Source organism: Flavobacterium agri, from assembly GCF_013401995.1.
Lineage (GTDB): Bacteria > Bacteroidota > Bacteroidia > Flavobacteriales > Flavobacteriaceae > Flavobacterium > Flavobacterium agri.
Genome location: NZ_JACBJI010000006.1, coordinates 1 through 13,934, shown reverse-complemented (window position 1 = coordinate 13,934; position 13,934 = coordinate 1). Strand labels below are relative to the sequence as shown.

The 13,934-nt window shown below is 50.3% G+C and carries 11 protein-coding genes; 8 read left to right on the top strand and 3 right to left on the bottom strand.

All coding sequences use genetic code 11. From position 1 onward, the window contains the following. Positions 1-380 precede the first annotated feature (380 nt). Complete coding sequence (locus tag HZF10_RS13370; protein WP_176006725.1) at positions 381-989, top strand: hypothetical protein; 609 nt, start codon at positions 381-383, stop codon at positions 987-989. A gap of 85 nt (positions 990-1,074) precedes the next feature. Here the strand turns inward: HZF10_RS13370 and HZF10_RS13365 are convergent, their stop codons facing one another. Beyond that, on the bottom strand, positions 1,075-1,278 hold the full coding sequence (locus HZF10_RS13365) for a DUF6965 family protein (protein WP_176006724.1): 204 nt from the start codon (positions 1,276-1,278) through the stop codon (positions 1,075-1,077). A 76-nt stretch (positions 1,279-1,354) separates the two neighbouring features. Further along, positions 1,355-3,043: a helix-turn-helix domain-containing protein gene (locus HZF10_RS13360; RefSeq protein ID WP_176006723.1), complete on the bottom strand. Its 1,689-nt coding sequence runs from the start codon at positions 3,041-3,043 to the stop codon at positions 1,355-1,357. A 311-nt stretch (positions 3,044-3,354) separates the two neighbouring features. On the opposite strand from HZF10_RS13360, the gene HZF10_RS13355 reads away from it, so the two are divergent. The 4 genes from HZF10_RS13355 (at position 3,355) to HZF10_RS13340 (ending at position 5,657) form a co-directional block, all read left to right on the top strand. Further along, a complete protein-coding gene (locus HZF10_RS13355; protein WP_176006722.1) occupies positions 3,355-4,068 on the top strand; it encodes a hypothetical protein in 714 nt (237 codons plus the stop codon). An 81-nt stretch (positions 4,069-4,149) separates the two neighbouring features. Further along, positions 4,150-4,989 carry an RteC domain-containing protein gene (locus HZF10_RS13350; protein ID WP_176006721.1) on the top strand — a complete coding sequence of 280 codons (840 nt, stop codon included), beginning with the start codon at positions 4,150-4,152 and terminating at the stop codon, positions 4,987-4,989. A 204-nt stretch (positions 4,990-5,193) separates the two neighbouring features. Beyond that, the gene (locus tag HZF10_RS13345; protein ID WP_176006720.1) at positions 5,194-5,403 is read left to right on the top strand and encodes a hypothetical protein; all 210 of its coding nucleotides are present in this window, start codon (positions 5,194-5,196) and stop codon (positions 5,401-5,403) included. 53 nt (positions 5,404-5,456) lie between these two features. Next, positions 5,457-5,657 carry a hypothetical protein gene (locus HZF10_RS13340; protein WP_176006719.1) on the top strand — a complete coding sequence of 67 codons (201 nt, stop codon included), beginning with the start codon at positions 5,457-5,459 and terminating at the stop codon, positions 5,655-5,657. Positions 5,658-6,151: 494 nt separating this feature from the next. On the opposite strand, the gene HZF10_RS13335 is transcribed toward HZF10_RS13340, so the two are convergent. Continuing rightward, positions 6,152-6,910 carry a hypothetical protein gene (locus HZF10_RS13335; protein ID WP_176006718.1) on the bottom strand — a complete coding sequence of 253 codons (759 nt, stop codon included), beginning with the start codon at positions 6,908-6,910 and terminating at the stop codon, positions 6,152-6,154. A gap of 1,133 nt (positions 6,911-8,043) precedes the next feature. Here HZF10_RS13335 and HZF10_RS13330 point away from each other — a divergent pair. The 3 genes from HZF10_RS13330 to HZF10_RS13320 all read left to right on the top strand — a co-directional run. Next, positions 8,044-9,954 carry a T9SS type A sorting domain-containing protein gene (locus HZF10_RS13330; protein ID WP_176006717.1) on the top strand — a complete coding sequence of 637 codons (1,911 nt, stop codon included), beginning with the start codon at positions 8,044-8,046 and terminating at the stop codon, positions 9,952-9,954. Between the two features lie 20 nt (positions 9,955-9,974). Beyond that, positions 9,975-13,412, top strand: coding sequence for an RHS repeat domain-containing protein (locus HZF10_RS13325; protein ID WP_176006716.1), 3,438 nt, complete (start codon positions 9,975-9,977; stop codon positions 13,410-13,412). Between the two features lie 9 nt (positions 13,413-13,421). Beyond that, the coding region (locus tag HZF10_RS13320; protein WP_246282596.1) for a DUF6443 domain-containing protein at positions 13,422-13,934 on the top strand (513 nt) is incomplete at its 3' end.

The following is a 13,934-nucleotide window of genomic DNA, read 5'->3' as shown; positions in this document are numbered from 1 at the left end:
AAAATTGTGCGGATATAAATTAGTTAGCGGCAAGCGCGTCGAGCCCGGTTTCCAATTCAAATCTAAATTGCCAATAGGATCACAATCATTGCGCAAAAGCAAACTCATAATATGAAAAAGCGCTTTCCTTTCAAATTTTCGAGCTACAGTCGATGAATCTTGCCTTTGGCTCAAAAATTAGAAGGAAAGCGTCTTTTGTGGTTCTTGCGCCAGACCGCTAACCGCCGTTAATTTTGATTGCGGCTTCTAGGTGAATTGAACGTCTAATTCTTTAACTTCGTTTCCGTTCGGCAGACAGTACTCTCTCCGAAATTAGCCGCGACCAAAATTAGCGGCCTAACGTTAGCAGACATTTCAGAAAAATCGTATTCGCTAGAACCATGAAAAATAAAATCTTAGTATTTCTACTTTCTATAATTTCTATTTGCTGTGACAAACCTGCAACAAAACAAGCGAATGAAAAATATGACGAAATAAATCAAATCGTTTTGGCGATTATTTCTCAAGACAGCTTAAATGTTTACCGTAATTCCAAAAGTTCAGATCAAATTTGTAATGAGTTGAAGAGAGTTTTAATCGAAATCCCAGTAAAACAGAGAAACGGAAGCATTTATCCAGCTGCGTGGGGAAATATTTACATTACAGATTTGCTTACCCAAAAAATAGGAAATGAGACTTTCTTCAAAAAAGAAGATTCGTTGACGCTTATTAAACAAAACTCTAGTCCAAAAAAAATAAATATACATCACAAAATATTAGATAGGTTGGCTTCTACTACCCGCGAGAAAGAGAAAGAGAAATCTAAAATCGGAGCAAAATATGGTTATTACGAAATGTCAATTCCACTTTTCTCTAAAGACGGAAAAAAAGCATATGTTGAATTAGGTTACTACTGTGGTGGTCTTTGCGGAAATGGAAAATCATTTCAACTGGAAAAAGTTTCCGGAAATTGGAAAATAATTAACGAATGGGAAACCTGGATGAGTTAGAAACATCTGCTAACCGCCTCTTTATCGTACTGCAAACTTACGAAAGGGAAATCTTAGTGAACAATGCATCCCCCTCGGTGTCCCGTTACCTCACGATCATATCCAAATAAAACTCCTTCAACCGCCAATATCCCGGGCAATTCTCGATGTTGCCCTTGAAGTTTGAAATCTCTTTATAACAGCTGTTGAGGAATTTTTGCGTATCGCCGATCCGCGCCCACGGTTTCCAGTCCAGAGAAGGCGGCGGCGGGTTCTTTTCGAAGTATAGTTTTATTTCTTCCGGGTCCATGTCGCAAAATTAGGAAATAGTCCATTGTATGGTATGGAGTGTTTCCAATCGTTTCGTATAGATACGGACCGGCAGGTCACACCGATGCCTCACCCTCGTCAGTCGGATGTTCCAACTGCTCGATATAAAACGGCGTCGAAAACCCGTAACGTTTCGTGAATACCCTGCGTAAATTCTGGGCGGTACCGAAGCCTACGGTCTCCGCAAGCGACTGCTGGTCGAAGTGCCGGTATTTGGGGTGGTCGGTGAGCAGGCGGTACACGTGCTCGCACTTGAGGTCGTTGATGTAGCTTACGAAGTTCTTGTTGCGGTGTTTCTTGATGATGTACAGCAGGTATTTGGTGTTCGTCTTGAGGAGTTTCGCCACGACGGTTTGGGTAAGGTTTTCCTTAAGGTAGAGCTCACGTTTTTCGAACTCCAGCAGGGCTTGGCAGAGTTCGGCTTCTTTTTCCGGGGTCATTTCCACCTCGTTGTATTTCACGCGCTTCGTCGTCTTTTCGACGGGCTTTTGGCCGTTTTGCAGGAATTCGGCATACCGTTTCCTGAATTGTTTCTTGAGTTCGCGGTTGCGGTGGTAGAGAAGGCCGCCAAAAGCCAGTCCGGTACAGGCCACGATGCCGACCGACCAGAACAGCAGATGCTTGTCCTGCACTTTTTCTTTTTCCAGCCGACGGATGCGCGAGTCGTTCGCGGCATCGGTATGGGCATGTACCTTGTTCGAGAGGATCTCGAAGTCGGTGCTGAGGATGCTGTCGGCCTTCCTGAGGTGGTAGGAGTACCGTAGCTCCAGTTCCTTGTTTCCGATAGAAGCGTAATGGTCGATAAGCATGCCGATCCCGTCGCGCAGGTCGTGTCGGATATAGTGGTGTTGGGTGAGCGCGTCGTCGATCTTGAGCAAGAAAGGCAGCGCCTTGTCGAAATGCCCCGAGTCCGAGAACGATTTGGCGATATAGAAATAGGCCACGATCTCGTTGTGCATATCCTGCATCCTGACAAGGCTCGGTATAGACTGCTTCAATTTCACGAGGGCGAGCTCGTAATTCTTCCGGTAATATTGGTTGATGCCTTCCGAATGGTTGAAGTACACCACCATGTCGTCCTGTCCCCACTTGATCGATTCGCGCAGGCCGAGTTCGTTGATGGCCGTGCAGAGGTCGTATTTATCCAGCCTTGTGTAACAGAGCCCGAGGTGGTGGAGCGAGCTGAGCCAAGGTTTGCCGCCCGTCTTTTCGTAATACGACACGCATATCTTGAACAGACGTACGGCGTCCTCGTAATGCCGCAGGTAGTAATGGGTTTCGGCAAGGCTGAACTTCAGTTTGTGGATGAGGTATTGGTCGTCCGTGCGCGATATGTAGGAATCCGCGATGATGTAGTTGTCGAGCGCGGCCTTATGTTTCTTGAGTTTATAGAAGGTGATCCCCTTGGTCAGGTAGGCCGATCCGATCAGGTCGTTCCTTTTGGTCTTCCTCGCCGCGTAGACCATGCTGTCGGCGTAGACTGGCCGTTGCTTATCCTCCGAAACGTAAAGCAGGCTTTTGTAGGCTTCCATCGTCTCGACCCAGTCTTTTCGGGATTTGGCCAGGGCAAGATAGGCGTTGGCGTAGAGCCGTTGTCCCGATTTGTCGAGGTTTTCCGCATCGAGCTTTTCACGGAAATACAGGTAGGGCTTGTCCGAAAGACTGTCCGGTACGGCCGGTTTTTGCGAATGTGCCGCAGCGGAGAGTGCTGTAAAACAGTAAAGCAATACCGGTTTTACAAGCATAAGGAGCGGTGGGGCCACAGGGGTGCGGCGATTAGGGATCACAGGAAAAATAGTTGGTTGGTCTGGGAGTCGAAATTAATAAAAACCCGCGAAAACACTAAGGGTTTGGCCGCTTAAGGTTGGTGCAATTCTCGGAATTGCACGCGTGCGATTCCCGTAAACACAGCAAATCAAGCTTGTAGGGCAGCAAGGGCGGGGATAGTTTTGCCCCGAATTCAAACACAAGCGGTCGGCATAAGTCGGCCATGGTTCAGATCTCCCGGGCGAAATGAACTGATCGGAAAGAGTCAGCAACATTTCAAAAACCAAACATGAAACATTTTCACCTATGGATCATTTTTCCATTGTTGTTTTCCTGCACTGCCGAGGAAAACGAAACCATCGGACCACGACCGGCCGATATGCACCTGAGGATTATGGACGGCTATCCTGAGAACAAGTCCAATGCTTTCGATATAGCGGGCAAGCTCCACAACAGCCTGTGCCTGGCCTTCGAGGCGGCTCCCGCGCCGATCGCATCGGTCTCGGATGCGGTAGGAGTGACCGACGTCCTGTGCGCCTCAGATTCGGATTTTCTGCAGCTGACCTCGGGCGGGTACACCCCGCCATCCGCGGCACGGCTCGAATTCATACTCGGGGCCTCCCAAAATGCCCAACAGGTGATCGACCAGTCGTCCCTGTCGCTGAAGGCCAAGATCAGCCTCACCAATTTCCTCTCGACGCTCGATTTCTACAAAAGTCAGGGAAAGGAATACGACACCGTCTATCAGTTCATTATCGAATATGAAGATTCGGTGCTCCACGACCCTGTGTTTTCAAGTACCGACAGGCAGATCCTTTTCACGACGAGCTCCATAGCGCGCTATGCCCATCATTTTGCGAGCCTGCGCAAAAAGAAGCCGCCGCGCGATAAGGATTGGGATGCCAGTATCGGCAACATCGCCGCCGGGACCGACGGCAGCCAGGAGAGCACTGCCAAGGCCGTGGCCATGTCCGTGGCCGCCAGCCTTTACACGAACCGATAAGACAGGTCGTAAGACCTTTCGCTTTCGCCGCATCTTGCAAAAGGTGCGGCTATTTTTGCCCTAACCTACAACATTTAGCTTATGGATGCCTTTTCCGATTCGCTTTATGCCGAAATGGAAGGGCGGTTGACCGTTATCCGCACCGCGTATACCGAACCCCTTCCGTTTGCCGAACAAGCCATCAAGGCCATCATTCCCTTTATTGAACGGCTCAAGGTTTTTTTCATCAACCACGCTTTTCGCGACGAATACGAGGAAATCCGTTTTTTTAAAGTCACCAAACCCAGATTCCTGAGTGTTCTGATCTATTACAACGAAGTCTATACCATCGAAAGCAACAAGCCCGTTGGAGGCGACCGTGCAATGAGGAAATTCCTGATGCGCGAGCTCGCCAAGCTCAGGCGTTTCTGTCGCGAAAATCGCGAGTTCTGCAAGTATTACCGCACCGGTAACGACTGCTTCGATTCGATCTACTTCCTGAGGCGCGCGCCGGATGTGCGGTTGTCCCTTGACAGCGCGTATTTCTTGTTCGACCCCGCGTTCTCCACGATGCAAGACCATAAGGTGGCCCGGCTGCTGGCCAACGACGCCCTGGAGGTATACCTGAAGGAGTCAATGGAAAAATTAGGGCAAAAGCAGCGCTCCGAAAGCCTGAAGCCAGACCGCGTGTTGAAATGGACAGCCTCCAAGGCGGCACTCGTGGAGCTTATCTATGCGCTGCATACCGAAGGCGCGTTCAACAACGGCGCGTCCGACCTGAAAGACGTGGCCAGCTTCCTCGAAGCGGTATTCGGCACGGAACTGGGCCAGTACCACCGGGTCTTCCTCGAAATCAGGAACAGGAAGAACGAAAGGACGAAGTTCCTCGATGCCTTGCGCGACAAGTTGGTCAGGAGGATGGAGCAGGCCGATGAAAGGTGACGTGGGCTCGATACTTTTAGGATTGTCGGCCGGTTGCCATGCACTTCCTTGGAAAAATCCGTCACAACTTCGGTTTCCCTTCTGAAAAACATTCCGTCCGACGTGCAAACTTTGGCTCAGGATCCATGGGCACGCCCGGTCGGACAAGCCGAAACAGCGACCTGAAACCATCTGGAAGTAGGCGTATATCTAAAACTTTTGGACATGAAAAAAGTGATTATTGCAACAGTAGCCCTCGCAGGTCTTTTCGGGAATTGTCCCGAAGCCTGCAGCCAGCAGGCCGGACTCCCGAAAAATATCGATAAGGATTGCGGTGATACCGGCGGCACGCTTCCCGTTTCGGGTGGCAAAAAGGTCGACTATGCCCCATGCGGCGACCTTTGGTACCTCGATAACGACGGATCGATGCATTGATTCTTTTCCAGCCCGGCCAGTGCCGGGTTTTTTGTTCACTAAAACTTTGCGTTATGGCCAAACAAATCTGCAAGATCTGCATCTACCCGAAAGACGTCCAGCGCATCATGGGCAAATCATATCGCCAGGCCCGCCTGTACCTGTCGAAAATCCGTAAGGACCTGGGTAAACAGCCCAAACAGCTCATCTCCATCCGCGAATTCAGCCAATACACCGGCCTCCCTCTCGAAGACATCATCGCCACACTCCTCTGAACCTGGGGCATCCCTCTTTCCGTAAACTTTCCGTGAACGACTATTTTCCAAAGCGCAGCGGCGGAAAATAACAATAAACCCTTCCGCTATCCTGCGCCATGATCGCACAGGCGGGCACCAGACTTTCTGAAAATCCGAAGAAATGAAATACTGTCTGAGCGCAGCGAGTTTATTTCATTTCCGGATTGAGGAAATGTCAGGTCGCCTGTGCGGTCGCGCTAACGCATTTTTGCTTCTTTTGCTGCGAGGCAAAAGAAGGCCCCGCCAGCAGGCGACACAAAAAAAGCCCGGCGCAAGCCGGGCCCTCATCACTCCCTCTTCTTCAAAAACCATTTCAAAGCCAGAGTCAATAAAAAACTGACCGTCGTCCCCACGACCGCCAACACCACCGTCCGTACCAAATCCTCACAAAGAACATTCGGCACAAGACTAAGCAAGGAACCGCTAACGGTTCCCAGCCTCAACGTGAATACCGGTTGCATAAAAAAGCAGCATTACGGCATTCCGCTGACGGCGACAAGCGCCAAAGGGTTGAACGCTCCGTTCTTGAGCGGGTACATCTGACCGTTCACCTGCTGGAAGAACTCCATGCCCACGGCCAGGAAAAGCGGCTTCGTGCTCGCGGCCGTGACCGCGTTGCTCTGGCTTATCGCTACGGTAAGCGTCGCGTCCCAAGGCAGTATCGCCGTTTCCGATGTGGTCACGACAAAGGTCTCCGCCTCGAAATCGACCTCGGCACCTGCCGAAGTGATTTTATAATGCGTCGCACCTGCAGGCGCCGCGACCATGTTGAGCGGCACGAAAGGAGGGATGTCGAGCGTTATCACGCCCGTCACACGGTTTATCGCACCCGTAAAAGGAGCGTAAAGACACGTGCCCAACTTACCTTTGATGTTGAACTCGAAACCCGCCAAAAGCTCGGCTTCCCCGTCGATTACGTTGCGTAGCCCCCTTTCGTTGGTCGCATCCGCCTGGATCACCCTCATGAAGCTTTGGGTGAGCCGCGATACCATCCGGCTGTCGGCCGCATTGATCAGCATTGCCTGCAGCGAGGTGCGCAGCAGCTTGCCGGCCTTTCCGGCACGTCCGAATTCAGACATGTTTTCCCTCGTCCTCTGGAACGCGGGGTCGTTCTTGATACGGTCGCCGTCAAGGCTCCCTTTCTCGCGGGCGATATAGCCGTCCTGCGATTTGTAGAAGGTCACGTCACTGAGCGTGCCTTTCAGTTTGATCAGGCCTTTCTGTTTTGCCATGATTGAAAAATTTAAAAATGAAACAAAAAATGAAACCCGTCCGTTGCAACGTTCCCCCGGGTAGGGAAGGCAAGTTTCGAAAGCTCTTGCCGGAAAGTCAAACAGCCGTGTCGCAAATGGCCCATAATGTCCCAAAACATCCCATTTTTGCAAAAGTGTTTGTAAGTAAAAACTTTCGCTTTTCCAAAAGCGCGGCGTAGATTTCAGGTTCACGACGACAAGCGTGGCCAGAGTGTAGTCAAAGCGTAGTCAAAGGGTAGTCAAAGGGTAGTCAAAGGGTAGTGGGACACGGGTCCGAAAAATCGACGTTTTTATTTGTAGATCAACTCTGCAAAGTCTGCATCTACCCGAAAGATGTCCAGCGCATATTAGGCAAATCCTACCGCCAGGCGCGTCTCTACCTCGCAAAAATCAAAACCGACCTCGGCAAACAACCCCATCACTTCATCTCCATCCGCGAATTCAGCCAATACACCGGCCTCCCCCTCGAAGACATCATAGCCACCCTCCACTAAGTCTCAAAACAAGACTTACAAAAACACAAAACGCCCACTCTCTCCGCAAACTTCCCGCAAACACACATTTTGCGCAGCGCGCAAGCAAAATGTCAATAAACTCTTCCACTTCCCAGCGCCATGAGCGCGAAGGCGGGCACCTGACGCCATGAAGATTCGGAAAAAAACGAAAAGCTGTTTGAGCCGCAGGCGAGTTCTTTTCGTTTCCGAATCAAATGGCAGTCAGGTCGCCTTCGCGGTCGCGCTTCGGCATTTTTGCTTCTTTTGTTGCCAGACAAAAGAAGGCCCGCTGCAGGCGACGTTAATGCTCTTTGCGCAAGCAAAGAGCCTATTTTTTATTTTCTAGTACCGCATGAATAATCGCATTTTGAACCAATTTTATCAAATTTTTGAAACATTATAATTCTCGATTCGAGATATTTTCAACAAAAATATCTTTTCACTTAAAAATTATCAACACAAGCTTATTGTGACTGAAAAATCAATAATTTGGCTCTACCAAAACAAACACCCGGACTAATCACCCGAACCCTAGGAATTTGATTATTGTCGGCAGGCCAACCCGTCGGCGTTGTTTCGCATCCAAACGAATACGATAAATAAACAAATTTCCGAACCATGACCTCATTCCGAACCCTACGGAACTGGTTGCCCGTTTGCGGGCTGCTGCTTCCGTTGTCCATGCAGTCCCAGGACATCCAATGGGAAAAATCCTATGGCGGCAGGCATGCCGACTACCTTTTCGACGCCGTGCCCACGGCCGACTACGGCTTTATCCTGGCCGGAAGCTCCCTTTCGGGCAAGACGGGCAATAAGGCTTCGTCCAACAAAGGCAACCTCGACTATTGGGTCTGGAAGATGGACGAGCATGGAGAGCTGGTCTGGCAGAAAAGCTTCGGCGGTTCGGGTATAGACATGCTGCATGCCGTGAGGCTCACCAACGACGGCGGCTTCTTTCTCGCCGGCACTTCCGATTCCCCAAAAAGCGACGACAAAAAAGAAGATACCCACGGCGGACGCGATTTCTGGGTCATCAAGCTCGACGCCGGAGGAGGCGAACGCTGGCAAAAAACGCTCGGAGGTTTGGCGGACGAAGAACTGGTCGGTGTGGCCGTTTCCAAAGACGGAGGCTGCCTGCTCGCGGGATCGACATATTCCGACGCTTCTGGCGACGTCACCCAAAAAAGCAAAGGCGGCCTCGATTTCTGGCTCGTCAAACTCGACTACGAAGGCACTATCAAATGGCAGAAAACCGTGGGCGGCGCGCTGTCGGACGAACTGCGTTCGGTCATCGCCACGGCCGACGGCGGCTACCTCGTAGGCGGCACATCCAATTCGCCCGAAGGTTACGATAAAACATCAAAATGCAACGGCGCCAACGACTTTTGGGTACTCAAGCTCGACAAAGACGGCAACATCGAATGGCAACGTACCATGGGTGCCGAAAAAGACGACCAACTCCAGTCTTTGATCCAAACCAACGACGGCGGCTACGTCGCCTCGGGCAATTCCAATTCCGGGGCAGGCTTCAACAAGACATCGGCCTCTCGCGGAGGCAGCGATTTTTGGGTAGTGCGCCTCGACCAATCGGGTAATCCGCTATGGCAGGAAACCTACAACTTCGGCAAATACGACGTGCTCACCTCGTTGGTCGAAAACACAGACGGCACTTTGCTGATTGCCGGTACGGCCAAATCCGAATCCGTCGTAAACAAAGACAAAGAAGGTACGAACGACTACATCGCGCTTAAAACCGATGCCGAGGGTAAAGAACTTTGGAGCCGCACCATCGGCAGCGAAGGAGAAGACGTGTTGCGCAAGCTCATCGAAACCCGCGACGGAGGTTACCTGCTGGCGGGAACCTCGAATCCCGAAGCCGTCAAACCCGGCAAGCGCAAGAAAAACAAAAACGGCCTCAACGGGATAAGTAGCGGTGGCCGCCTGGCCGCTGCCGAAAACGCCCAGCGCGAAATGGACAAAACGGTTGCACAGGGACGCGATACCGCCAACGACTTCTACAAAGAACAAACCGCCTCCGCATCCAAAGCCGTGAACGACGCACTCGGACAAAAGGAGGGAAGCCCGCTCAAAATGGGAGTAGGCGAGCCCGGCAACCTGCTGCAATCGGGCAACGGCTCGGGCGGCAAAAAAGGAAGCCACCGAGATACGAATCCGACCAACGCCAAAAAACTTCCCGCATCACGCCAAAAATCGAACAACCCCGGCCGCAGCGATTTCTGGGTGGTGAAGCTCAAAGACAAGGACAAAAAGGAAAAAGCCAAACAAAACGTCGAGGCCTTCCCGAATCCGGCACACGGCTACACCAACGTAGTGGTCGGCTACGAATACGAAAAGGGCACGGCCACCGTATTCGACATCAACGGCAGGCAACTGCAGAGCTTCGCGATAACCGAACGCACCATTCCCGTAAGCCTCGAAGGCCTGCCCGAAGGGATTTACATCATCAACATCAAAACCGATAAATCCAACGATTCGGTAAAAGTTATGAAAGCTTCAAGAACCAACTGATAACCAGACAAACAAACGATATGAAATTGCGATTTTTATTTATACTGTTGGCGACGTACTTGTCTGTTTCGGCACAAGACGAAGTCGGCAAATTGCCCGATTATACACCGCCTTCTCCCGAAGCTTCGGCCATGACCAAATATGCCGACCTCCAGGCGGATGAATTTAATGGAAGAGTAAGCTATTCTTTACCGCTTTACACCTATAAAGCCGGAAAGCTGGAACTGCCCATTTCGGTTTCATATAACGGAGCAGGAGTAAAGGTAGATGACATCCCGACCTGGGTGGGAATCAACTGGACTTTAAGTGCCGGAGGCGTCATTACGCGTTCCGTTCGCGACAAGACCGATGAAAAAGCGACTATTCGTTCCATTTGGGCACACGATTCCATTCCGTCATATTACGACCACGCCGCCGACGGCACCGTCAAAGCCGATCAGCTTCAAGACATAGTATACGGCTCACAATACGACTCAGAAGTAGACTTGTTCCAATTTTCATTTGCAGGATACTCTGGCAGTTTTTTCTTCGACCAGAACTGGAACGCACAACAATTGAAAAAAGAAAACGAGCTTAAAATCGAGGTAGATGGAGATTTTGCCTCCAACCATAAAATCACGATTACCACTCCCGATGGGATTACCTATTTTTTCGGCGGGTCAAATGCTATAGAATCCACACGCAGGCTTTACGATTCCGGGCCAAGTTTGTCGGTCGGGCCGAATGAAGGCGTGACGGCCTTCTATCTTACGGAAATCATGCATCCGGTCTACGGTAGGATTTTCTTCGAATACGAGACCATTCCCGGCGAAATCAATATAGATACCCAACGTCTGAAAAAAATGCGGCAATTGTATTACACGGATGGTATGGGCGAAAATGTACTTTGCGCGGGTGCGGACGGCCCTTCTCCTGCCTGTACCAATCTGCCCGATGTATCCACTCGTTTTTTTACCACAAGCGTCGTCACCAAGATCAATGGGGCGAAATTCCTGAAACGCATATACAACTCCTCAACCCCCGAGGTTATACATTTTGACTCAGAAAGTGTATCCAGCCCGAATTTCAAGCGCAGGCTCAACTCGATTTCCGTCGAAAAAGATTCTCTTTCGACGGATCTCTATAAGACGGTCCATTTCGATTATTCCGGCCAATCGGATGCTAGGTTTTTCCTTGCTAAAGTTACATTCGACAAGGATGCCGCAGATGCTCCCAACACCTCCGATGGAAGGCGGAATCAAGTATTCAAATTCGATTATGCAGGTAGCCTTCCGGTACGCTTTTCGTTCTCACAGGACTATCTTGGGTATTACAACGGGAAGAATAATGCTACGTCGATTCCTAAAAGTAATTTTTTCGACCCTACGGACTCCTATAACCTGGCCGATCGCAAACCCGATTTTTCTTATGCGCAAAGCGGGTCACTGACCGATATTTATTATCCCACAGGCGGTAGGACTCATTTCGATTATTGTGCTAAAAAGGGTAAGGACAAGATTTATACCTCGCAACATCTGCATGCCTATAGGAATATTGCAATCTATACGAATCCCGACCAATTGACCGATGCTGTTCCGCCGATTCCCGAAATCGGGCAAACCCCCGAAATCATTTCCGTAAACGAGGAACAGGATGTGGAAATACACGTACAAATGACGATAAATGGTTTTATGCCCATTTTCCAGCGGGATTTCGCGACCCTTAGGGTAATAACCCAAAGCGGAACGACCACCACATCTGTCGACATTCCGATTGAATTTTACGCATACGAGAATTCCAATCAAGTCACCACAGCATATTCTACGACGGTTAACCGTATTTTCATACGTCAATTATCACCGGGCAAAACGTATCGATTCGAGTTGATTGTCCATGACGATACTTTGACCAATAATCCGCATCCGTTAGAAGCGAAGGCCTCGTTCAAATATTGGTCAGATTTCGAAATTGTCGACGATTGTGGCGTTTACCTTATGAGGCAGACCGATTACGCAGCAGACGGGCAACCTGAGAACATCAAACGCTATTACTATGCACCGATCGACAATTTGACACCTTCCGTAGAAAGTCTGCCATGGGTTGGGGAAGGGTTGTATGTGAAGACCGATCTCGAACTCTATAATTACATCTGTGCGCCGACAGAATGTTATTCCGCCACACCGTTAATGGAGTATTTTGGAGTCTACCGCTACCTGAATTCAGATGTGGTCAATACTGCGACAACTCCAAACATAGCTACCTTTCCCGTAGTCAGCATCAGTTACGGAGGCGATGATTTCGAAAACGGAGGAATCGAAAGGACGTTCGGTTATACGCCCGATTACGGCGAGGTACTTATAGACGTTACCGCCGCCAATAATGTCTATACGTATTATCGCCTCATCATGGAATCGAGTATGCCGATCAACATAAGTAACCCGAATCCGACCAATGGTAGGTTGCTAAAGGAAAAAACTTACCGTAAAATGCCTGCAGGGCTTCAAAAGGTTGCCGAAACGACCAACACCTACACCAATTCTACGAATGCACGTGTATTGAACGTCGTTTCCAAAAAAATGTTTGAAGTCATCACCATAGCGCCCAATACGACGATAGGCAATACCATTTCCAATTATTCGGTAGGCTATTACCTCCAGGAAGCACTGACTTCCCAAATGACATCGAGGCAAAACAGCACCTACATCGATCCCGTCCCGCTCACCGCTACCGATGAATCCTCTTACCGTAAAATTACCGTGACAGAAGATTACGAATACGCAAGCTTTACGGGCCAACCTACCAAAATCACGAAAAATACCAGCGATAACGGCGTGACCGTCGAAACCCGTAATTATTACGTAGATACCGGCTTGGATTCAGTATTGATTAACCCTGTGATACCAAATGACGCATACTACGGTCAGATGAAGGAAAAGAACATCGTGTCCGCACCCATCGAAACACGCGTTTACAAAAATTCAAACCTTCTTTCGCGACAGCGCACACTCTATGACCAGATTATAACCAATCAAGGACAGGCTTATGTACCGAAACTCATCCAAACGGCCAAAGCCGGTGAAGCCCTTGAGGACCGTGTCGAGATTACGGTATATGACACCAAGGGAAATCCGCTGCAGGTACAGCAGCCGAGCGGAGCGATCGTACGATACCAGTACAATGCCCGCAATCAAGTCACGCTCAAGATCGAGAATTTCCCGATCGGGGGATGGGCACCGTCAAACAGTTATGCCGCCGATACCCAAGGTACTGAAACCACAGGATGCGAGGCCCAGCAAGCCTATCCGAACGCCATGGTAACGCGTTACTATTACAAAAGCAACGGGGAGCTTTGGCGCATTACCGATCCCAAGTGCCAAAACACCACGTTCAAGTACAATTCCCTGCACCAGCTGATCGAAGTCCGCGACCACAAGGAAAAAATCACCAAAACCTTCGACCAAAACTTCGACCGATACTAAGCAAGCGCCATGAAAAGACTCCTCCCATTACTTTTTGTACTGCCGTTTGCCCTGACGGCCCAGACCAAGACCGAGAACTACACGGTGGTGCGCCAATACAAGGACGCCACCACCACGGCACTGCCCGACACCTCGCCCGACCTGATCACCGACGTCACCTACTACGACGGGTTGGGCAGGCCCAAACAGCAACTGGCCAACAAACAGTCGGCCCAGGGCGAGAATATCGTCACCCATATCGAATACGACGCCTTCGGCAGGCAGAAGAAGGAATACCTGCCGTACCCGAACGCGGTACAGGACCTCGAAGTCGACCCATCGGCACTTTCGGGCACACAAGGCTTCTACACGACCTACAACGGCGGGACGGCCTACCCGTACAGCGAGAAATTCTTCGAGGCCTCGCCTTTGAACCGCGTGCTCAAGCAAAGCGCCCCGGGCGATGCGTGGGCGGGCGACCCGAACTCGGACGACGACCATACCATCCGTTTCGAGTACGAGGCCAACAAGGAAGAGGACTAC

Excerpts from the sequence above, each read along its gene's own strand:
- HZF10_RS13370 (WP_176006725.1), top strand. The coding sequence starts at position 381 with ATGAAAAATAAAATCTTAGTATTTCTACTTTCTATAATTTCTATTTGC.
- HZF10_RS13365 (WP_176006724.1), bottom strand. The coding sequence starts at position 1,278 with ATGGACCCGGAAGAAATAAAACTATACTTCGAAAAGAACCCGCCGCCG.
- HZF10_RS13360 (WP_176006723.1), bottom strand. The coding sequence starts at position 3,043 with ATGCTTGTAAAACCGGTATTGCTTTACTGTTTTACAGCACTCTCCGCT.
- HZF10_RS13355 (WP_176006722.1), top strand. The coding sequence starts at position 3,355 with ATGAAACATTTTCACCTATGGATCATTTTTCCATTGTTGTTTTCCTGC.
- HZF10_RS13350 (WP_176006721.1), top strand. The coding sequence starts at position 4,150 with ATGGATGCCTTTTCCGATTCGCTTTATGCCGAAATGGAAGGGCGGTTG.
- HZF10_RS13345 (WP_176006720.1), top strand. The coding sequence starts at position 5,194 with ATGAAAAAAGTGATTATTGCAACAGTAGCCCTCGCAGGTCTTTTCGGG.
- HZF10_RS13340 (WP_176006719.1), top strand. The coding sequence starts at position 5,457 with ATGGCCAAACAAATCTGCAAGATCTGCATCTACCCGAAAGACGTCCAG.
- HZF10_RS13335 (WP_176006718.1), bottom strand. The coding sequence starts at position 6,910 with ATGGCAAAACAGAAAGGCCTGATCAAACTGAAAGGCACGCTCAGTGAC.
- HZF10_RS13330 (WP_176006717.1), top strand. The coding sequence starts at position 8,044 with ATGACCTCATTCCGAACCCTACGGAACTGGTTGCCCGTTTGCGGGCTG.
- HZF10_RS13325 (WP_176006716.1), top strand. The coding sequence starts at position 9,975 with ATGAAATTGCGATTTTTATTTATACTGTTGGCGACGTACTTGTCTGTT.